At 59.8% G+C, this 21,354-nt stretch carries 16 protein-coding genes; 13 read left to right on the top strand and 3 right to left on the bottom strand.

From position 1 onward, the window contains the following. Window positions 1-308: 308 nt before the first annotated feature. Both ACQRAP_RS08270 and ACQRAP_RS08265 read right to left on the bottom strand, forming a co-directional pair. Window positions 309-1,073, bottom strand: a complete 765-nt coding sequence (locus tag ACQRAP_RS08270; protein ID WP_427795362.1) for an SDR family NAD(P)-dependent oxidoreductase — start codon at window positions 1,071-1,073, stop codon at window positions 309-311. 199 nt (window positions 1,074-1,272) lie between these two features. Next, a complete protein-coding gene (locus ACQRAP_RS08265; protein WP_427719713.1) occupies window positions 1,273-2,616 on the bottom strand; it encodes a homoserine dehydrogenase in 1,344 nt (447 codons plus the stop codon). A 250-nt stretch (window positions 2,617-2,866) separates the two neighbouring features. Here ACQRAP_RS08265 and ACQRAP_RS08260 point away from each other — a divergent pair, with 250 nt between their 5' ends. The 8 genes from ACQRAP_RS08260 (at window position 2,867) to ACQRAP_RS08225 (ending at window position 10,766) form a co-directional block, all read left to right on the top strand. Further along, window positions 2,867-4,033 (top strand): ABC transporter substrate-binding protein, encoded by a 1,167-nt coding sequence (locus ACQRAP_RS08260; RefSeq protein ID WP_427795361.1) that lies wholly within the window; start codon window positions 2,867-2,869, stop codon window positions 4,031-4,033. 269 nt (window positions 4,034-4,302) lie between these two features. Beyond that, window positions 4,303-5,490 carry an ABC transporter substrate-binding protein gene (locus tag ACQRAP_RS08255; protein WP_427729155.1) on the top strand — a complete coding sequence of 396 codons (1,188 nt, stop codon included), beginning with the start codon at window positions 4,303-4,305 and terminating at the stop codon, window positions 5,488-5,490. Window positions 5,491-5,629: 139 nt separating this feature from the next. Further along, window positions 5,630-6,511 carry a branched-chain amino acid ABC transporter permease gene (locus ACQRAP_RS08250; RefSeq protein ID WP_154517188.1) on the top strand — a complete coding sequence of 294 codons (882 nt, stop codon included), beginning with the start codon at window positions 5,630-5,632 and terminating at the stop codon, window positions 6,509-6,511. 9 nt (window positions 6,512-6,520) lie between these two features. Next, entirely contained in the window at window positions 6,521-7,600 is a 1,080-nt protein-coding gene (locus ACQRAP_RS08245) for a branched-chain amino acid ABC transporter permease (protein ID WP_427795359.1), read from the top strand. Then, window positions 7,590-8,450 (top strand): ABC transporter ATP-binding protein, encoded by an 861-nt coding sequence (locus tag ACQRAP_RS08240; RefSeq protein ID WP_427719717.1) that lies wholly within the window; start codon window positions 7,590-7,592, stop codon window positions 8,448-8,450. Before ACQRAP_RS08245 ends, ACQRAP_RS08240 begins: the two co-directional genes overlap by 11 nt. Beyond that, entirely contained in the window at window positions 8,451-9,164 is a 714-nt protein-coding gene (locus tag ACQRAP_RS08235; RefSeq protein WP_229770701.1) for an ABC transporter ATP-binding protein, read from the top strand. Window positions 9,165-9,287: 123 nt separating this feature from the next. Beyond that, window positions 9,288-9,965 (top strand): copper homeostasis protein CutC, encoded by a 678-nt coding sequence (locus ACQRAP_RS08230; protein ID WP_427795358.1) that lies wholly within the window; start codon window positions 9,288-9,290, stop codon window positions 9,963-9,965. Between the two features lie 3 nt (window positions 9,966-9,968). Beyond that, window positions 9,969-10,766 carry a DUF4931 domain-containing protein gene (locus tag ACQRAP_RS08225; RefSeq protein WP_427795356.1) on the top strand — a complete coding sequence of 266 codons (798 nt, stop codon included), beginning with the start codon at window positions 9,969-9,971 and terminating at the stop codon, window positions 10,764-10,766. A gap of 30 nt (window positions 10,767-10,796) precedes the next feature. Here ACQRAP_RS08225 and ACQRAP_RS08220 read toward each other — a convergent pair whose 3' ends face one another. Then, the gene (locus ACQRAP_RS08220) at window positions 10,797-11,795 is read right to left on the bottom strand and encodes a bile acid:sodium symporter family protein (protein WP_427794445.1); all 999 of its coding nucleotides are present in this window, start codon (window positions 11,793-11,795) and stop codon (window positions 10,797-10,799) included. A 275-nt stretch (window positions 11,796-12,070) separates the two neighbouring features. Here ACQRAP_RS08220 and recJ point away from each other — a divergent pair, with 275 nt between their 5' ends. The 5 genes from recJ (at window position 12,071) to ACQRAP_RS08195 (ending at window position 21,251) form a co-directional block, all read left to right on the top strand. After that, the gene (recJ, locus tag ACQRAP_RS08215) at window positions 12,071-15,358 is read left to right on the top strand and encodes a single-stranded-DNA-specific exonuclease RecJ (RefSeq protein ID WP_427795354.1); all 3,288 of its coding nucleotides are present in this window, start codon (window positions 12,071-12,073) and stop codon (window positions 15,356-15,358) included. A 14-nt stretch (window positions 15,359-15,372) separates the two neighbouring features. Then, the gene (locus ACQRAP_RS08210) at window positions 15,373-17,733 is read left to right on the top strand and encodes a RelA/SpoT family protein (RefSeq protein ID WP_154517206.1); all 2,361 of its coding nucleotides are present in this window, start codon (window positions 15,373-15,375) and stop codon (window positions 17,731-17,733) included. 86 nt (window positions 17,734-17,819) lie between these two features. Continuing rightward, window positions 17,820-18,503, top strand: a complete 684-nt coding sequence (locus ACQRAP_RS08205; RefSeq protein ID WP_427795353.1) for an MBL fold metallo-hydrolase — start codon at window positions 17,820-17,822, stop codon at window positions 18,501-18,503. Window positions 18,504-18,697: 194 nt separating this feature from the next. Next, on the top strand, window positions 18,698-19,564 hold the full coding sequence (gene fba / locus ACQRAP_RS08200; protein ID WP_154517212.1) for a class II fructose-1,6-bisphosphate aldolase: 867 nt from the start codon (window positions 18,698-18,700) through the stop codon (window positions 19,562-19,564). Between the two features lie 253 nt (window positions 19,565-19,817). After that, complete coding sequence (locus ACQRAP_RS08195; RefSeq protein WP_427795352.1) at window positions 19,818-21,251, top strand: transglutaminase-like domain-containing protein; 1,434 nt, start codon at window positions 19,818-19,820, stop codon at window positions 21,249-21,251. Window positions 21,252-21,354: the final 103 nt, after the last annotated feature.

Genomic DNA, 21,354 nt, shown 5'->3' with positions numbered 1-21,354 from the left:
ACGCCCAGAGTGGGATGCGGTTTCCGCTTTGGACTCCTGCCGGAAAGCGCGTCCCAGTCTGAAGGTTCAAAATGGGATGCGCTTTCCGAATCAAAGGCCTTGAGGAAAGCGCGTCCCAGAATCCGCGCCCAGAATGGGACATAGTTTCCGAAAGAAGGTCCTGAGGGAAGCTGTGTCCCGTTCTGAGCTGAAATACCGGGACGCAGTTTCCCTTACAAACAGAAGAAGGCGCGCTGTCTGCGGTTGATGCAGGCAGCGCGCCTTTTGCGTTGGGCCTCGTTGAGGTTCGAAGTCGTGGCTTGCGACCTTTAGGAGCGGGCGGCTCCGTCGACGGGGAGCACGGCGCCCGTGACGTAGGAGGACATGTCGCTCGCCAGGAAAACAAAGGCGTTGGCGACATCCTCGGGCTCGCCCATGCGACCCAGCGGAATGGTGGCGATGATGGGCTTGATGACCTCTTCGGGCAGGTTGGCGACCATATCGGTCTTGGTTACGCCGGGTGCGACGGCATTGACGCGAATGCCCATGGGGGCGAGCTCGCGCGAGAGCGACTGGACCATGCCGTTGACGGCAAACTTGGACGTGGGGTAACCGACGCCGGAGGGCTGACCGTACTTGGCGACCATCGAGCTCGTGGTGGTGATGGTGCCGCCGTGGCCGGCCTCGGTCATAATCTTGGCGGCCGCCTGGTGACCGTTAAAGACGGCGACGACGTTGAGGTCCATGACTTTGGCGAACTCCTCGGCCGTGTAGTTCAAAAGCGGCGAGCGCTGGGAGATGCCGGCGTTGTTGACGACCGTGTCCAAGCCGCCCATGTCGGTTGCAGCCTGGGTAAAAGCCTCGGTCACGGCCTCGAGTGAGGTGAGGTCGCAGGAGCGGCCCCAGACCTTGGCGTCGGGATAGGCGGCCGCCAGCTTCTCAACGGCCGCGTCGGCAGTCTCCTGGCGCGAGCCAAAGACGGTGACGGCGGCACCCTCTTCGATAAAACGGCAGGCGATGGCATAGCCGATACCGCGCGTGCCTCCGGTGACGATTGCTTTCTTGCCCTCGAGCAACATAGTGCTTCCTCTCATCGCGGGCGGACACTCCCAGCACAGCGTAGCGGTAGCCGGAATCGACCGCGTTTGCATATCGGTGAACGGTAGCGCGCGTTACCGATGAGCGGCTCGCGCAAATGTGCTCTGTCGTTGTGCTTAGGGCAGGAGGCAAAAGGGCTCCCGTCCCACATCGGACGGGAGCCCTCAAAGCGCGTATTGCTGGGCGAGCGTTGGGTTAGTTGGCCATGACGCCTTCGGTCCAGGCCTCGACGTTCTCGATGCGCAGGACGTTGGCGACCTCGGCCACGCAGTCGACGCTGGCAAGCTCGGCCGCGGCAGCCTGGACGTCCTTCTCGAGCGCGCGGTGCGTCAGGAAGATGACCGAGCAGGCATCGCTGACGCCCGACTTGCCGTCCTCGACCTGGTTGATGAGCGAGATCGAGATGTTGTGCTTGGCAAAGATATCGACCGTCTCGGACAGGGCGCCCACGCGGTCGGCGACCTTCAGGCGCACATAGTACTTGGTCTGGAGCTCGTCCATGGGCTTAAAGGCGAGGTTGTGGCCATAGGGCTCAATCTCGGGCAGCGGAGCCACGCCGCGGCTGATCTGCTCGGAGAGCGACAGGATATCGCCCACGACGGCACTCGCGGTGGGGAAGGAGCCTGCGCCGGCACCGTAGAACATGGTCTCGCCCACGGCGTCGCCTACCACGTAGACAGCGTTCATGGCGCCGTTGACCTTGGCAAGCATGTGGTCGGCGGGGATCAGCGTGGGATGCACGCGGACGTCGACGCCGGCGTCGGTGTTGCGGGCGATGCCGAGCAGCTTAATGGTGTAGCCGAGCTCGCGGGCCTGGGCGATGTCCTCGGCGCCGATGGTGCGGATACCCTGCTGGTACACATCATCGGTGGTCACGCGGGTGCCAAAGCCGATGGAGGCGAGGATCGCCGTCTTGCTGGCGGCGTCGAAGCCGTCGACGTCGGCGGACGGGTCGGCCTCGGCGTAGCCCTTGGCCTGCGCGTCGGCAAGCACGTCGGCGTAATCGGCGCCCTCGGCGTCCATGCGCGACAGGATATAGTTGGTGGTACCGTTGAGAATGCCGGCGATGGTCAGGATCTTGTTGCCCACCAGGTCGTGCTCGAGCGTGCTCACGATGGGGATGCCGCCGCCGCAGCTGGCCTCGCACTTAATCTGCACGCCGCACGTGCGCGCCTTCTCGGCAAGCGTCTCGACGTGGCGGCCCAACAGGGCCTTGTTGGCAGAGACGACGTGCTTGCCGTGCTCAAAGGCCGTGGTGAAGATCTCGGTCGCGGGATGCTCGCCGCCGATCAGCTCGACGACGATATCGACGGCTGGGTCGGTAACGACGTCATGCCAGTCACTCGTAAAGGCCTCGCGCTCAATACCGGCTGCCTCGGCCTGCTCCCAGGCAAGCGCGCAGGCGCGGGTCAGCTTAAGGTCGATGCCGTAGGCGGCCAGGTACTCATCGTGGTGGCTCTTGATCAGACGGGCCACGCCGCCGCCGACGGTTCCCAGACCGATCAGACCGACGTTCACGGTGCGCAGGGGTTCGCTCATAGATAGCTCCTTCGTGCATCTTATAGATTGATTGATCAGGTAATGCTGAGTGCATTCTAGCGTGAACCGAGAGCGCGCGCTCGCCAGTCAACAGGAGTCGCACAAAACGGCACCCCCGAAACGCTGCGGAAACATTGGAAACATGCTCGCTACAAACGAACTTCCGTAACAAACTGTCAACGTTTGCGCCATAAGGTTTGCCCCGTACCGCAAGACGGCCGCACCGCGGCCAGCGAAAAAGGGGGACACCATGTTCAACATCAACAGCACGCTCAGCCGTAGGAACTTTCTCGCCGGCGCCGCGGCGCTCGGCAGCGCTGCCGCACTCGCCGGTTGCTCGTCGGGTGGCTTGGACGGCGGCTCCGCCGATGACGGTAAGACCTTCAAGATCGGTGTCATCGGCCCTCTGACCGGCGCCGCGGCAACCTATGGCGTTTCGGCCGAGAAAGGTGCCAAGCTCGCCGCCAAGGATTTCTCGACCAAGGATCTCAAACTCTCGCTTAAGTCCGAGGATGACGTCGCCGACGGCGAGAAGGCCATCAACGCCTTCAATACCTTGTGCGACTGGGGCATGCAGGCGCTCGTCGGCCCCGTCACGACTGGTGCCGCCGTCGCCGTCTCGGGCGAGATCGCCGACGATATGCTCATGGTCACGCCTTCGGCCTCGTCGCTCGACGTCACCAAGGATAAGACCACGGTCTTTCAGGTTTGCTTCACCGATCCCACCATGGGCGCCAGCGCCGCGAAGTTCCTGGCCGAGAAGTATGTAGACGCCAAGATCGCCCTGTTCTACAACTCCGGCGATACGTATAGCTCGGGCGTTGCCGACGCTTTTGCCGAGCAGGCCAAGGCTTCCAAGCTCGATATCGTCGATACCGAGACCTTTAAGGACGACTCTTCCACGAGCTTTACCAACCAGCTCACCAAGGCCAAGGAGGCCGGCGCCACGCTTATCTTTGCCCCGATCTATTACACGCCGGCGTCCGTCCTGCTCAAGAACGCCAAGGACATGGGCTACGAAATGACCCTCATGGGCACCGACGGCATGGACGGCCTGCTCTCCGTTGAGGGCTTCGACACCTCTCTTGCCGAGGGCGTGCTGCTCATGACCCCGTTCTCTGCCGACGATGAGAAGAACGCCGACTTCGTCAAGGCATATAAGGACGCCTACAACGAGACGCCCAACCAGTTTGCCGCCGATGCTTATGACTGCATCCACGCGATTGTCGAGGCAATCGATGAGGCGGACATCGACATTACGGTCGACGGCGCCGACATTGCCGGCGACCTTGCCAAGGCTATGCGCAAAATCAAGATTGAGGGCCTGACAGGCGAGCTCACGTGGAACGACGAGGGCCAAGTCGAGAAGCCCGCTACGGCCTATGTGATTCAGGACGGCAAGTACATCGCCGCCTAAGTGCATATAACGAGACCGGTGGGGCCATGTTATTCAGGGCAGGAAAGCTTGTAACAAAACGGAAACATTACTTTCACACAATAAAGTCGCTAAACTGTATAAACCGACAGAAATACGCATAATTATGGATAAATGGACAAGGCAAAAGAAAAGTTGAAATAATCGCCACTTTTCTCAACTAAAGCGTCTACTATTTTGCGAACGCCGAAGACGGCGGAGGATGGCCTGTCGGGTAACCGAAACCCGACGAGATTTGAGAGGAGAGCCGCATGTCGAGCCTCACCGGTAAGTCATTGAACCCTGTTATGAATCGCAGGAGCGTTATCGCGAGCGCAGCAGGTCTGGGGGCGATGTCCATTCTAGCTGGCTGCTCCTCCAACGGCGGCGACAGCGGTTCCGCTTCGAGCGACGCTTCGTTTAAGATCGGCACCATTGGCCCGCTGACCGGTGCCGCCGCGTCTTACGGCAAGTCCGTTACCCAGGGCGTCGAGCTTGGCTGCAAGGACTTCTCCACCAAGGAGCTGCCGCTTGCCAGCAAGGCCGAGGACGACCAGGCCGACGGCGAGAAGGCCGTCAACGCCTTTAATAACCTGCTCGACTGGGGCATGCAGGCCCTCGTCGGCCCGACCACCACGGGTGCGTCGGTTGCCGTTGCCGCAGAGTGCAGTAACGACCCCAAGACATTCATGATCACCCCGTCCGCGTCCTCCGAGGACGTCACCGACGGAAAGGATTGTGTCTTCCAGGTTTGCTTTACCGACCCCAACCAGGGCGTCAACGCTGCCAAGTTCCTGGCAGAGAAGTATGCGGACGAGAAATTCGTGCTGTTCTATAACTCCGGCGACGCTTATTCTTCGGGCATTGCAGATTCCTTTAAGGCCCAGGCCGCTGAGTCTAAGCTCGAGATTGTTGACGAAGAGACCTTTAAGGACGACTCCGCTACGAGCTTTACCAACCAGCTGACCAAGGCCAAGCAGGCCGGCGCCACCATGATCTTTGCGCCGATCTACTACACGCCGGCGTCCGTCCTGCTCAAGAACGCCAAGGACATGGGCTACGACGTCAAGATGATGGGATGCGACGGCATGGACGGCATCCTGGGCGTCGAGGGCTTCGACACCTCTCTTGCCGAGGGTCTGCTGCTCATGACCCCGTTCTCCGCCGACGACGAGAAGAACGCCGACTTCGTCAACGCTTACAAGGATAAGTACGGCGATACCCCCGACCAGTTTGCCGCCGATGCCTACGACGGCGTGCACGCGGTGGTCGAGGCCCTCAAGGAGGCCGGTCTTGGTGTCGACGCCGACCCGACCGAGGTCGCCGAGAAGCTGCCCAAGGCTATGCTCAAGATTACCGTTGACGGTCTGACCGGCAAGCTCTCCTGGAACGACAAGGGCCAGGTCCAGAAGGATCCTACGGCGTATGTCATCACCGACGGCAAGTACGTACTGGCCTAATAGGCCGCCTTACATAGAGCGGTTTTGATCCCAAGCAGGGGAGGTTTTCGCCTTCCCTGCTTGCTTGGTATCTGGGGACAACGTAACGTCCCTGTTTCATACATCAACTGGAAACCTATTCGAAAGGGGGATGTGGAACATGACGGTCTTTATCCAATACCTGGTCAACGGCCTGTCCATGGGCAGCGTCTACGCCATCATCGCGTTGGGCTACACCATGGTCTACGGTATCGCCAAGATGCTCAACTTCGCTCACGGCGATGTCATCATGGTCGGTGCCTATGTCTCGTTCTGCGCCACGTCGTATCTCGGCCTCCCGGGCTGGGCATCTGTAGTTCTCTCTTGTGTGGTCTGCACGGTTCTCGGTGTTCTCATTGAGGGTCTGGCCTATAGGCCGCTGCGCCAAGCAGGCCCGCTGGCCGTTCTGATCACGGCCATCGGTGTGTCCTACTTCCTGCAGAATGCCGCGCAGCTTCTGTGGGGCGCCACGCCCAAGAACTTCACTTCGCTCGTCACCTTCCCGGTGCCGGAGTTCTTGGCCAAGTTCAACGTAAGTGCCGTCTCGCTCGTCACCATCGTAGCCTGCCTGGTTATCATGGCCGGTCTGATGATCTTTACAGGTAAGACCAAGATGGGCAAGGCCATGCGCGCCGTGTCCGAGGACAAGGCCGCCGCTCAGCTCATGGGCATCAACGTCAACCGCACCATCTCGATGACGTTCGCCATCGGCTCCGCCCTTGCCGCCATCGCCGGTGTGCTCCTGTGCTCCTACTCGCCGGTTCTGCAGCCCACCACGGGCGCCATGCCTGGCATCAAGGCCTTCGACGCTGCCGTTTTCGGCGGCATCGGCTCCATCCCCGGTGCCTTTGTCGGCGGCATTCTCATCGGCATCATCGAGGCGATGGCGCAGGCTTACATTTCCACGAGCCTTGCCAACTCCATCGTCTTTGGCGTTTTGATCATCGTCCTGCTCGTCAAGCCTGCCGGCCTCTTGGGCAAGTACGTACCCGAGAAGGTGTAGGTGAGCGTTATGAAGTTTCTTACAGACAAGCAGACGCGTCACGACTTTGTCACGTACGCCATGTGCGTTGTGGCGTTCGCCATCGTGTTCTTTATGCAGTCTAACCACATGATTCCGCGCATGATTGTCGGTCAGCTGGTTCCCATCACGGCCTATATCGTCATGGCCATCTCGCTCAACCTCGTCGTCGGCATCGCGGGCGACTTGTCGCTGGGCCACGCGGGTTTTATGAGCGTCGGCGCCTATACGGGAATCGTCACCGCCGTCGCGCTGGAGAGCGCCGTTCCGTCCGACCCGGTGCGTCTGATCATCAGCATTGTGGTCGGCGCTATCGCCGCTGCCATTCTGGGCTTCCTGATCGGTATTCCGGTTCTTCGCCTGAGCGGTGACTACCTGGCCATCGTAACCTTGGCCTTTGGCGAGATTATCAAAGAGATCGTTACCTGCCTCATTGTGGGCGTCGATTCCCGCGGCCTGCACGTGATCTTTAACATCACGGGCAATTCCACGATCGACGACCTGCACCTGCTCGAAGACGGCACCGCTATCATCAAGGGTGCCCAGGGCGCATCTGGTGTTTCGACCTACTCGACGTTCCTTGCTGGCGCCATCCTGGTTATGGTTGCGCTCGTGATTGTGCTCAACTTGGTCCGCAGCCGCACCGGTCGTGCCATCATGGCCGTGCGCGATAACAAGATCGCTGCCGAGTCCGTGGGTATCTCCGTCACCCAGTACCGCATGATCGCCTTCGTGGTTTCCGCCGCTCTCGCCGGTGCTGCCGGAGCCCTCTTCGGCGGTAACTTCTCGCAGCTCTCCGCCACTAAGTTCGACTTCAACACGTCGATTCTCATTCTGGTGTTCGTGGTCCTGGGCGGTCTGGGCAACATGCGCGGTTCCGTCATCGCGGCGGCGCTGCTCACGGTGCTCCCCGAGCTGCTCCGTCAGTTCTCGGACTACCGCATGCTCATCTACGCCATCGTGTTGATTCTGGTCATGGTCTTTACTAACAACCCTCAGCTCAAGGCGTTCTTCGCGCGCATTAAGGACCGCTTTGCTTCCAAGAAGGAGGTGGCAGCCGATGCCCAGTAAGTTTGAGTTCAACAAGGGCAAGATGGTCCCGTATCCTTCTGGCGCCATCGTTCCCGACCGCGACCTGGGCGAGCGCCCGGCGCTCGAGTGCATCCACCTGGGCATTGAGTTCGGCGGCCTTAAGGCGGTCGACGACTTTAGCCTGACCATCGGTAAGACCGAGATCGCCGGTCTCATCGGCCCCAACGGCGCCGGCAAGACCACGGTCTTCAACCTGCTCACCAAGGTGTACCAGCCCACGCACGGCACCATCCTGCTCGACGGTGAGGACACCTCGGGCAAGTCCGTCTACCAGGTCAACCGCATGGGTATCGCTCGTACCTTCCAAAACATCCGCCTGTTCAACACCATGACGGTGGAGGACAACGTAAAGGTCGGCCTGCACAACCAGGAGCGCTACTCCGGCTTTGAGGGCGTGCTACGCCTGCCGACGTATTGGAAGCACGAGAAGGCCGCCCATGAGCGCGCCATGGAGCTTCTGTCTATCTTTGATATGGAACATCTGGCAAACGAGCAGGCCGGCTCGCTGCCTTACGGCGCTCAGCGTCGTTTGGAGATCGTCCGCGCGCTTGCCACCAATCCCAAGCTACTACTGCTCGACGAGCCTGCCGCCGGCATGAACCCGTCCGAGACTGCGGAGCTCATGGCGAACATCGTCAAGATTCGCGACACCTTTGGCATTGCCATCATGCTCATCGAGCACGACATGTCGCTTGTCATGAATATTTGCGAGGGTATCTGCGTGCTTAACTTTGGCAAGGTCATCGCCAAGGGCACGGCCGAGGAAATCCAGAACAACGAAGCCGTTATTGAGGCTTATCTGGGCAAGCAGGATAAGGGGGAGAACTAAATGGCAGAGCCGATGCTTTCCGTCTACAACATCAACGTCTGGTACGGCGCCATCCACGCCATTAAGGACATCTCCTTTAACGTTAACGAGGGCGAGATCGTGGCCCTGATTGGCGCGAACGGCGCCGGCAAGTCCACGACGCTCAAGACTGTCTCGGGCCTGCTGCGCTCCAAGACCGGCTCCATCAAGTTTATGGGCGAGGACATTATCCATACGCCCGCCGACAAGCTGGTTGGCAAGGGCCTGTCTCAGGTACCCGAGGGGCGTCGTGCCTTTTTGCAGATGACGGTCGAGGAGAACCTGGAGATGGGTGCCTATACACAGCCCAAGTCCACGGTTGCCCCGGGCCTCGAACGTGTTTACGAGCAGTTCCCGCGCCTGAAGGAACGCCGTCGCCAGGTGGCCGGCACCCTTTCGGGCGGCGAGCAGCAGATGCTCGTTATGGGTCGTGCCCTTATGAGTAACCCCAAGCTGCTCATGCTCGACGAACCCTCCATGGGTCTGGCGCCGATCCTGATCGAGCAGATCTTCCAGATTGTCGAGGATTTGCACAAGGCCGGCACCACGGTGCTCCTGGTCGAGCAGAACGCGCAGATGGCGCTTTCCATCGCCACACGCGGCTACGTGCTCGAGACCGGCAAGATCACCATGACCGGCACCGGCCAAGAGCTGCTGCACGACGACAACGTCCGCAAAGCTTATCTTGGTGGTTAATCCATCCAGTAATAGGGGCGCTGACCAACTCGGTCAGCGCCCCTTTTGAAATGATCCGTTGGCTTGGTATTTAAAGTGCGACAATGCCGTGTGGAAATAGAAGTGTCATCTGGGGGTCTATCTATGCTGTACGAGTTTTGTGCCGAGAACTTTGAGCGGGTGCCGGCGGCCATTGCGGCCGGTGCGGGACGCATTGAGCTGTGCGACAACCTTGCGGTTGGAGGCACCACGCCCTCGGCCGGCGTTATCAGCGCTACGACCAGCTATGCTCGCGAGCACGATGCACGGGTGATGTGCATGATCCGTCCGCGTGGCGGCGACTTTCACTACAACCAGGACGAGCTGCGCATGATGGAGATGGACTTGGGCCTTGCCGTAAGTGCCGGCGTCGATGGCTTGGTCTTTGGCTGCTGCAAGCCTTGTGCCGGCGGATGGGCGCTCGATGAACTTGCGTTGGGCGCCCTCGTGATGGCTGCGGGCTGCGCGACCGAGGAGTGCAAGCGCGAGCCCATCGACATCACCTTTCACATGGCGTTTGACCAGCTCTCGCCCGAGGCTCAGCTCGACGCGATTGACACGCTCGCCGACTGCGGCATAACGCGCATCCTGACGCATGGCGGTGCCGCCGGCACGCCGATTGAGAACAACCTGGAGCATCTGTCGCATCTTATCGACTACGCGAACGATCGCTTGACCATCCTTCCCGGTGGCGGCATCACTACGGCAAATCGCGACGCGGTCGCGGCGGCGCTAGGTGTCTCTGAGCTCCATGGCACCAAGATCGTGCCGCTGGAGGTATAACCCGTGGCGCTGGTATTTGACGTTCAGCAGGCGAGCGGGAAGCCCGACGACAACCGGCGCCCTGGCACCGCGTGCCCCTTTTGCGATACCGAGGAACTCGCCAATATCATCCGGCGCGACGGTGACTGTATCTGGCTCGAGAATAAGTTCAAGACCCTGCGCGCCACCCGTCAAACCGTGCTGATCGAGTCGGCCGACCACGACGCAGACCTGGTGACCTATGCGCCGGACGAGCTGCATCATGTGATGCGGTTTGCCCTGGGTTGCTGGCAGCAGATGATCGATTCACAGCAGTATCGAAGCGTGCTCATGTACAAGAACAAGGGTCCGCTCTCGGGCGGTAGTCTCATTCATCCGCACATGCAGATTGTGGGTTTGGAGCAGGAAGATGGCTATGCTTCGCTGACTTCCGCCAATTTCGAAGGCATCAATGTCTGGCAACAGGGGAGAATTGCGGTCAACATCTCAACCGAACCGATTATGGGGTTCTTTGAGGTCAACGTTTCAGCTCCGCGGGGAATCGCCGCCAGCGATGACACGCGGGACCAAGCCGAGGCGGATCTCTTCGCCGATGCGATCCAGGTAGCTCTGCGTTATATCCTAAGCGAGCACCACGGTGGCCGTGCAGAGTCGTACAACTTGTTCTTCTATCACCTGGGCGGTCGGACCATTGCCAAGGCGCTGCCGCGTTGGGTGGTTTCGCCCTACTTTGTCGGCTATCGTTTGGCCCAGGTCAATGCCGAGACGACGCTCGATATCGATGCTGAGCGCCTGCGCGCGCATCTGGAAACGCTTGTATAGCAAGACTAACACCCGCGTAATGCGGACAGCCTAGCGTGCCATGGCGTCGCGGCCGGCCTCGACGCGCTTGCGCTGGGCAGCGCGCTCCTCGCCGGTTAGACGCTCAAAGAGATGCCCGATAAGCGAGGCAAGTACCTGCTGAAACAGCGTTCCGCACATGACGGGAAATACGACTTCGCCCGGAAAGTATTGCGTGGCGATGACGGCGCCCGAAGAGATGTTGCGCATGCCGCAGGTAAAGCACATGGTAGTCGTTTCGCTATACGGCAGATGCAGTGCGCGGGCGACCAGAATACCGACGACAAAGCCGCTGATGGCGAAGATCAAAATAAAGAGGGCGACTTCCAAGCGCACCGCGTTCATGTGCAGCACGTACTCGCTCATGGCGGTGGAGTTCGACGCGATAACACCCATCATCATGAACTTGCAGGCGGGCGAGAGCGCGGGGGAGAGCTTCTCGTGTCCCCATCCGCGCGTGAGTTCGTTAATCACGATGCCGAGCAGGGCGGGGATAGCGATCATGAAGGCCATGTTCTGCATCATGCCCGGCACGTCGATCGAGACGGTGGCGCCCAGCAAGAGCTTAAGCGTGAGCGGAATCGTAACGGGTGAGATAACCGAGGACGTCAGGATGATGGTGAGCGCGAGCGGGCCGTTGCCGCCGAACATGCTAATCCACATAAAGGCAGTGACTGCCACAGGTACGCTGTACTCGAGCACGATACCGCAGACTAGGTTGGGGTTGGAGCCAAAGAACAGCGACCCCATGGCATAGGCTGTTATGGGAATAAGCACCGCCGAGACCAGCAGCGCCAAAATCAGGTGCAGCGGACGGCGGAATACTTCGGCTACCTGATGGAAGGTGTTGCTGAGGGCACCTTGGAACGTCATAAAGGCAAACAGGGTGGGGACGATGGGCTTGAGTACGCCGATCTGCTGGGGAAAGAGCACGCCGAGCGTCACGCAAATCGGAACGATGATCTGCATATGCCCCGCGAGGAACTTACCCAGTCCAACCCATTGCTTCATATGCGCTTGTGACTCCCTTTGCTCGTGAATCCGTTTTGAATGGATATGCTAGACGCTCGCATGCGTCCGTGTGGCTGAAACGCCCGATTATTTCGAGGCTATTACCGCCCTCGTTTATCGAAACCACGGCGTGCTGGACGTTGTGCGTCCGCGCCGCACGGTATAATAAATCCGTTCAACAGATCTGCCTGCCGAAGCGGGCATACACAGAGGACTCATCGCTATGAACCGTGAGAGGTATCGCGGCGACCTGCCCCTATCGGGGGTGGGCGCCTATGTCATCGCTTAAGACAACGCATCGCTGGGCGGTCGCTCAGCAAAACCCCGAGCTCGAAAAGGAGCTTTCGGCTGGCCTGGGCATACCCGGGCTGGTGGCGCGCATTATGGTTGCGCACGGCATTACATCCATCGAGGAAGGCCAGCTTTTTCTGACGCCTTCGCTCGATCGCGACTGGGCGGACCCGCTCGTTATTCCGGGTATGGCGGTCGTCGTCGACCGCGTTGAGCGTGCTATTCGCAGCCACGAGCGCATCGCCGTCTTTGGCGATTTTGACGTCGACGGCATTACGTCGACTTGTCTGTTGACCGAGGCGCTGCGTTCGTTTGGCGCCAACGTCACGCCGTTTATTCCGCATCGTTTTGACGAGGGCTACGGCCTGTCGCGTGCGGCGCTCGACCGCGTTAACGAGCTCGCTCGCCCCCAGCTGATCGTGACCGTCGATAACGGCATTGCCGCCAAGGAAGAGGCCTCCTATCTGGAGAGCCTGGGGATCGATTTGGTGATCACGGACCATCACGAGCCGTCCGACCAGGTGCCGCAGGGCGTGCCCCTGACCGACCCCAAGCTCGAGGACAAGGGTCCCTCGCGCGAGCTTGCCGGTGCCGGCGTGGCGCTCAAGCTGGTGCAGGTCCTGGGCGAGCGTTTGGGCAAGCCGTCGTATTGGCGTTCGCTGATAGAGGTCGCGGCGCTGGGCACCGTGTCCGACATGATGCCGCTTACGCCCGAGAATCGCGCACTGGTCGCCGAGGGCATCCAGCAGATGCGCGTGACGGCCCGTCCCGGCTATATCGCGCTTGCCGCACTTGCCAAGGCCGACCTTTCTACCATTACGGCCGACGGCCTGTCGTTTTCGCTCATCCCCCGTCTGAATGCTGCCGGCCGCATGGCCGATCCCAAGCTGGCGCTCGACCTGCTGCTTGCCCGCGACCCCATCGAAGCGAGCGCGCTTGCCGCCGAGCTCGAGGAAATCAATCGCCAACGCCGCGAGATCGAGGCCGATCTTACGCGCGATGCCATGGCGAAGGTCGAGGAGACTTATGACGGCGGGCGCGCAATCGTCGTGGGCGGCGAGGGCTGGCACGAGGGCGTCAAGGGCATCGTGGCGAGCCGCTTGACCAATCGCTATCACGTGCCGGCGCTGCTCTTCTCGATCGAGGACGGCGTTGCGCGCGGATCAGGCCGCTCGGTGGGCAAGATCAACCTGTTCGACGCCGTTGAGCGTTGCTCCGACCTGCTGATTCGTCGCGGCGGGCATGCCGGTGCGGTGGGTGTGACCATCGAGGCATCCAAGCTCGATGAGTTCCGCCGTCGCCTTTCGGCCGTGCTATCGGAGCTTCCCGCCGAGGACTTTGAGGACACTGACGAGGTTGCCGCCACCGTTGATCTATCCGAGCTAGATATCGAGACCATCGAGCAAATTTCCCGTCTTGAGCCGTTTGGCCAGGGCAATAAGGTGCCGCTTCTGGCCGCCGAGGGCGTGACGATGTGCGATCGCGCCGTGGTGGGCAAAACCGGCGAGCACATGCGCTTTGTGGCGACCGATGGTGCCGCGAGTGTGCCGGCCATCATGTTCCGCGTGCCGCAGATCGATAGGCTCATCAATTGCGACAGCGCCGTCGACTTGGTGTTCGAGGCCGTGGCCGAGCATTGGCAGGGACGTGTGAAGCCCAAGCTCATGATCAAAGATGTCTTGGTGCGCGATACCGCGGCGCCCAATATCGACGATCCGGCATGTGAGCTTCGCCGCGGCGTGCAACCGGCGGATTCTGGCCTGCGCCTGGAGTCGCGTAAACGCGAGACGCTCGCCCAGCTTTCTTATACCGAGCTCACGCGCTCGCTTATCCATAGCTTTATCGGCTCGAACCAGCCGCATCGCGCGCAGGTCGAGGCACTCGACGCGCTTGCCGACCATCAGAGCGTTTTGGCCGTTATGGGGACGGGGCGTGGCAAGTCTCTGATTTTCCATGTGCATGCCGCGCGCGAGGCGGTTCTTCGCGGGCGTGCGAGCATTTTTGTCTATCCTTTGCGTTCGCTCGTTGCCGATCAGGCCTATCACCTTTCCTCGACGATGGCCGCGCTCGGCATTGGTGTCGGCGTGCTGACTGGCGAGACCGTGGAGGCCGTACGCGATGACGTGTTCGCCGGCCTTGCTTCGGGTCGTACCGGTATCGTTCTCACGACGCCCGAGTTCTTGTCTATCCACCGCGATCGATTTGCGCGTTCTGGACGTATTGGCTTCGTTGTTATCGATGAGGCGCACCATGCCGGTCTTGCTAAGGGTGGTGACCGGAGTGCATACCTCGATATGCCCGATATTCTTAAAGCCCTGGGCGACCCCGTTGTCATGGCGGCAACGGCTACCGCGACGGCTCCAGTTGTGGCAGAGCTTGCTCGCGTATTGCCGATTACCAGCACGGTGGTCGACGAGACCGTTCGCGAGAACCTACAACTCGAGGACGATCGTGACCTTGCGAGCCGTGAAAATCGCCTGGTTTCGATCGTTGCGACGGGGGAGAAGACCGTCATCTACGTGAACTCGCGCGACCAGTCCGTGGCGCTTGCCAAGACGTTGCGCAAACGTGTGCCCGACTGCGCGACCCATATCGCGTTCTATAACGCCGGGCTTGCGCGTTCCGATCGCCGACGCGTCGAGGAGGCGTTTCGAGATGGCAGCCTGAGCTGCATCGTTTCAACCTCGGCCTTCGGTGAGGGCGTCAACCTGCCCGATATCCGCCATGTCGTGCTCTACCACATGCCGTTTGGCGCGATTGAGTTTAACCAGATGAGTGGCCGTGCCGGCCGCGATGGGCAGCCTGCCGTGATTCACCTGCTCTATTCGTCTCGTGACGCTCGTATTAATGAGCGCCTGCTCGATTGTTACGCGCCCGAGCGCGATGAGCTTGTCACGCTCTATCGGGCGCTGCAGACCATGTGGCGCTCCAATCGTGGCAAGACGGGGGACGATTCATTCTGCGCAAGCGATATCGACATTGCGCAGATGTGCCTTGCAATCGACGCGCGCACGCCGGTCGATGAGCGTTCGGTGGCAAGCGGCTTGGGAATCTTCGAAGAGCTCGGTTTCTGTCACGTTTCGGGGTTTGACGATACCCGTCGCATCGCGATGACCGAAAACCCCGGGCGCGTGCAGTTGAGCAGGTCGATCCGCTATTTGGAGGGCTTGCGCTCGCGCATGGAGTTCTCGGCTTTCCGGAGTTGGGCACTCGATTCGTGCGCTTCTGATATGCTTACCAAAATTAACCGCCCGATCGTACCGCGGACCTAGGGAAGGGGACCTCGATGGATGCCGCAGCCCGTACCGCCCATGATTCCGCCCTCCAGCCCTTTTCGGAGATGGAGCACTATACGCATGCCGATGATCTGCCGCCCGAGATTATGGCGGACAGCTACGACAAGCTGGAGCGCCTGTGCCTTAAATATATGAGTGAGGATGACTTCTCCAAGGTGGAGCAGGCCTACTGCTTTGCTGCCGAGAAGCACTGCAACCAAAAGCGGCGCTCGGGTGAGATGTACATTAACCATCCCGTCGAGGTGGCTATCATTTTGGCCGACCTTAAGATGGACTGCGATGTGGTGTGCGCTGCATTGCTGCACGATACCGTCGAGGATACCGATACCTCGCTTGCCGATGTTTCGGGCCTGTTTGGCGAAACCGTGGCAGAGCTCGTCGACGGCGTGACCAAGCTCACCAACATCGAAGTCGACAACATGGACGAAAAGCAGGCGCTTACGCTGCGCAAGATGTTCCTCGCCATGTCCAAGGACATTCGCGTCATCATCGTCAAACTCGCCGACCGCCTGCATAATATGCGCACGCTTGCCGCCCTGCGCGAGGACCGCCGCCTGTTTAAGGCGCGCGAGACCATGGATGTGTACGCGCCCCTGGCCGACCGCCTGGGCATGAGCTCTATCAAGTGGGAACTCGAGGATCTGTCCTTCTTCTACCTTGAACCCGACGCTTACCAGCGCATCGCCCGCATGGTGGCAGAGTCACGCGAGGTTCGCGAACGCTTTCTGGCCGAGACTATCAAGACGCTTACCGATGAGCTCGACCGCATTGGCCTTGAGGGTTTTCAGATCAACGGTCGTTCCAAGCACTATTGGTCCATCTATCAAAAGATGAAGCGCAAGGGCAAGGAGTTCTCCGAGATTTATGATCTGGTGGCGCTGCGCGTCATCACCCATTCGGTGCGCGATTGCTATTCCACGCTTGGTGCCGTGCATACTTTGTGGCATCCCATGCCCGGTCGTTTTAAAGACTATATCGCCATGCCCAAGGTCAATAACTACCAATCGCTCCACACGACGGTTATCGGCCCCACGGCCCGTCCGCTCGAGATTCAGATCCGAACCTACGAGATGCACGAGCAGGCCGAGTACGGCATCGCCGCCCACTGGCTATATAAGAAATCGGGCGGATCGTCTGCCTCCAAGACCAACGACGCACAGCGTCTGGACGATCAGATTAACTGGCTCAAGCACTCGCTCGATTGGGCAGCCTCTGACGAGATCACCGATGCCAAAGAATATCTGCACTCACTGAAGGTCGACCTGTTTGACCAGGAGATTTTTGTCTTTACGCCCAAGGGTGAGGTCATGGCGCTTCGTGCGGGCTCTACACCGCTCGACTTTGCCTACGCTGTTCATACCGAGGTCGGCAACCACTGCGTCGGCGCCAAAATCAACGGTGCGGTGGCTCCGCTCACGCACGAAATCAAGACGGGTGACCGTGTCGAGATCCTGACTAACAAGAGCTCCAAGCCGTCGCGCGATTGGCTCAAGATCGTCAAGACGCCTTCGGCCAAGTCAAAGATTCGCCGTTACTTCGCCGCTGCGACCAAAGACGATGACGCTGCTGCCGGTCGCGATATGCTGGCCAAGGACCTGCGCAAGCGCGGGTACGGCATCTCTACGCCGCGATCCACGCGTGCACTCAATGCCGTGGCGGAGCAGTTTAACTTCAAGCAACTCGAGGACCTGTTCGCAGCCGTTGGCGCGGGCAAGGTCGCCCCGCGCGCTGTGGGCAATAAGGTCGAGCAAATCTTGGATCCCAAGCCCGAGGAGCAGCTCACCAAGGCCGAAGCCATCGCTGAGGTCGTCAAACAGCCTGCCCGCGGTTCCAACCGCAAACCGCAAAAGCGTGGCAAGAGTGCGAGTAACGGCATTATCGTCAAGGGCGAGAGCAACAGCGGCCTGCTGGTTCGTCTGGCGCATTGCTGCAATCCGGTGACGGGCGACGACATCGTGGGCTTTATCACGCGCGGTCGAGGCGTCTCGGTGCATCGTGCCAACTGCCCCAACGTCAAGGGTCTCATGGAACACCCCGAGCGCATGATTGACGTGGAGTGGGATGGTGCTGCCGATACGCTTTTCCAGGTCGAGATCGTGGTCGAGTGCTTGGATCGTATGGGCTTGCTCAAGGATGTCACCATCGCCATTGGCGATGCAGGCGGAAATATCCTTTCCGCCGCTACCTCGACCAACCGCGAGGGCATTGCGACCCTGCGCTTTATGGTCGAGATTTCGGACGCGAGCGGTCTGGATCCGCTGCTGGCATCCATCAGCAGTGTCGACTCGGTCTATGACGCACGCCGTCTGATGCCTGGCGAGGGTGGGGCTCAGCTTAAGCGTCGCGTATAGGCGTGACGAACGCACAACGGTAATGATATTGGCTACGTTCGAGGCATCGTTTGATGCCTCGACGCTTGTAGAAGGAGGACGTGCTCATGGTCACTGCAGCTTTGGACTTAACCCCTCGGGGTACGGCTTCGATCGAGGCGCTTGTAAACGGCCCCATTCAGACCAACAGTTACGCCGTAATCTCGAGCGGCGAATGCCTGATTATCGATCCGGCCTGGGAAGGTGAGCGTCTTGTGGAACATATCTATGCCAAGCATCCTGACGCGCACGTGCTAGGCGCTGTCTGCACCCATGGCCATGCCGATCACGTAGGTGGCGTTGCCGGAGCGCGAGCCGCCGTCGGTAAGGGTTTCCTATTTGAGTTAGGTGCGAAGGACGTGTTGGTATCTCGTGAGAATATCGAGGAGCAGCGAGCGATGTGGGGCATCGATACGCCCGATCCGGGCGAGCCGACGCGATTGCTTGCTGAGGGCGATACGATTGAATTGGGTGATATCTGCCTGCAGGTGATCGAGACGCCCGGTCACACACCGGGTGGCATTGTCTTGTTCGCCGCCACCGAGCAGGGAAGCATCGCCTTTGTTGGCGACACACTGTTCCCGGGCAGCCACGGCCGCACCGATCTCGCCGGTGGAGACGAGGCGGCGATTCTGCGCTCGCTCTCCAAGCTCGCCCAGCTGCTTCCAGCCGATACCGTTTGTTTAACGGGGCATGGTGATTCGACCACTATGGCGCGCGAGCTCATGCAGAACCCTTTCATGCAGATGTAGCTTTGTAGTCAGCTGCTTAAGCACGAGAAGTGTCCAAACGTCAAGATATTTTCCCCAACGGGCCGATTCCGTAGGGCAAACGGTCAAAAAAAGTCTGTTTGGACGATATTCGTGAACAAACGAACGTTTACGCTCGGGTACGCCGTGGTAAAATCTCATGCGTTATCGGAGCAACCTTACAGGAGGTTTCTTTTATGCTCGTCAACGCAGCAGACATGCTCAAGAAGGCCGAGGCCGGCAAGTATGCTCTCGGTGCCTTCAACACCAACAACCTCGAGTGGACTCTGGCTATTCTCCAGGCCGCCGAGGAGGCCAAGTCTCCGCTGATCCTTCAGTGCACCGCTGGTGCCGCTAAGTGGATGGGCGGTTTCAAGGTCTGCGCCGACATGGTCAAGGCTGCCGTCGAGGCCACGGGTGTTACCGTTCCCGTCGCCCTTCACCTCGATCACGGTTCTTACGAGGACTGCTTCAAGTGCATCGAGGCCGGCTTCACGTCCATCATGTATGACGGCTCTCACGAGGAAACCTTCCAGCTTAACCTCGATCGCACCAAGGAGCTCGTTGAGCTTGCCCATTCCAAGGGCATGTCCATCGAGGCCGAGGTCGGCGGCATCGGCGGCACCGAGGACGGCGTGACTTCCAACGGCGAGCTCGCTGACCCCGCTGAGTGCAAGCAGATTGCTGACCTGGGCGTCGACTTCCTCGCCTGCGGCATCGGCAACATCCACGGCGTGTATCCCGCCGACTGGGCCGGTCTTTCCTTCGAGCGTCTGAGCGAGATCAAGGCTCAGACCGGCGACCTGCCCCTCGTTCTGCACGGTGGTACCGGCATCCCCGAGGATCAGATCAAGAAGGCCATCTCCCTGGGCATCTCCAAGATCAACGTCAACACCGACCTGCAGCTTGTCTTCGCTGCCGCCACGCGTGAGTACGTTGAGGCTGGCAAGGATCAGCAGGGCAAGGGCTATGACCCCCGCAAGCTCCTGAAGCCCGGTCGCGAGGCCATCGTTGCCCGCACCAAGGAGCTCATGGAGGAGTTTGGCTCCGTCAACAAGGCGTAAGTAGCGGTTTAACTTCCCGCCGGAGGCCCCGTTTCCCCTACGCTGTTTCCCTCGCGCTCACCTGGCTTCGCCAGAAGTCGCGCGATGGAATCAGCTTCGGGGAAACGGGGCCTCCTTCGTTAACTCGATACGGGGTTACTGGGCTGAATTATTTATTTGACTACCGCTCAGCGGTGTTGATGGCTCCCTTGTTGGGGCTTTCTTTTTATGTCGGTACAATGGTCTCGGGTTGTCGTTCTGCGTGGGAGTGGTTATGGCTGTCGTTAATGTTTTGCCTGCCGATGGAAAGGTTGTTGCCGAGGGCCCCGTTGGTTGCTCTGTTGATGTTTGTTGCGATGATTTTCGTCATCTCGACATTGGATTGCCACCTGAGATCCTTCGTCTCAAGGACGCCGGGTATCTGGCGCAGGCTGTTGCGGCTTGCGACCGTCTTTTGGAGCAGAACCCTGATCCCTCGTTGGCCGCTTGCGTTCGTGCCGAGCGGTATCGCATGATCGAGACGTCGTTTCATTTTTCGGTGTCGCGCGATCAGGCTATTGCGATGATCTGCGAGGAGTGGCCGGAGTTTACCGAGGATCAGTTTGACGACCTAATCGATCGCAAGCGCATCGACTGGCGCTTTATCGATGGTGAACTGTTCGTTCTCGACAACTTCCTTGATTCTTTGCGTGTGTATCCCAAGGAGGTTCCGGGCCTGCGTCCCGATTCTACTGATGGAACTGCGCTGCGCAACCAGATGCTTAAGAAGATGGAATCACAGGGCGGGCTGTCTCGTGCTATTACGCTTAAAGCATCCGTGTCTGTTCCCGGTGCTCTGGAGGGGGAGACCGTTCGCGCATGGCTTCCCGTTGCCGCAGCCTGCCGCCAGCAGTCTCATATCGAGATTCTCGATATGACGCCGGAGGGGGTCCTTGCTCCCGCGAACGCTTTGGCGCGTACCGCCTCGTGGGTTTCCTCGGCTGATCGATTGTTCTCAGTGACCTATCGTTATCTGATTGATGCCGCTTATTGCGATATCTACGGGGGAGCGCTTCCGGCGCATCCGTGTATGGACGCGCCGCTGCCCAAGGATATTTCCGAGGACCGACCGCATATTGCGTTCACGCCGTATCTGCAGCAGCTGACCGAACATGTTGTCGATGGTCTCGAGGATCAGCTCGACCGCGCTCGGGCCATCTATGATTATTTGACGCATCATATCGACTATCGATACCAGCCACCGTATCTGCTTCTGGGCTCTATCGCGGATGACTGCGCGCATTCGCTTCGCGGTGATTGCGGTGTTATGGCACTCACGTTTATCACCATGTGCCGCATCGCCGGCGTGCCCGCACGTTGGCAGAGCGGCCTGTACGTTGCGCCCGACTCGGTGGGCTCGCATGACTGGGCGGAGTTCTATACACCGCAGACGGGTTGGCTTAACGCCGATGTCTCGTTTGGATCCTCGGCACGCAGGATGGGGGAGGAATGGCGCCGCCGCCACTACTTTGGCAACCTCGATCCATGGCGCATGGTGGCAAACTGTCGGTTCCAGGCAGAGTTTGAACCCGTCTTTGACGGTATGCGTGAGGACCCCTACGATAACCAGATGGGCGAGGCCTCGGTCGACGGTCGCGGATGCCGCCAGCGCGAGATGCTCCGCACGGTCGAACTCATCGAAATGCTCGAAGTTCCATTTTCGGACTAATCTACGGAAAGCTGTGATAAACTAACTCACGCAATACGTGCCCGAGTGGCGGAATTGGCAGACGCAGTGGACTCAAAATCCACCGTTGGCAACAACGTGCGAG

Origin of the sequence: Collinsella sp. SGI.180 (assembly GCF_050313455.1) — a bacterium.
Classification (GTDB): Bacteria; Actinomycetota; Coriobacteriia; order Coriobacteriales; family Coriobacteriaceae; genus Collinsella.
This window is presented reverse-complemented; position numbering and strand designations above follow the sequence as displayed.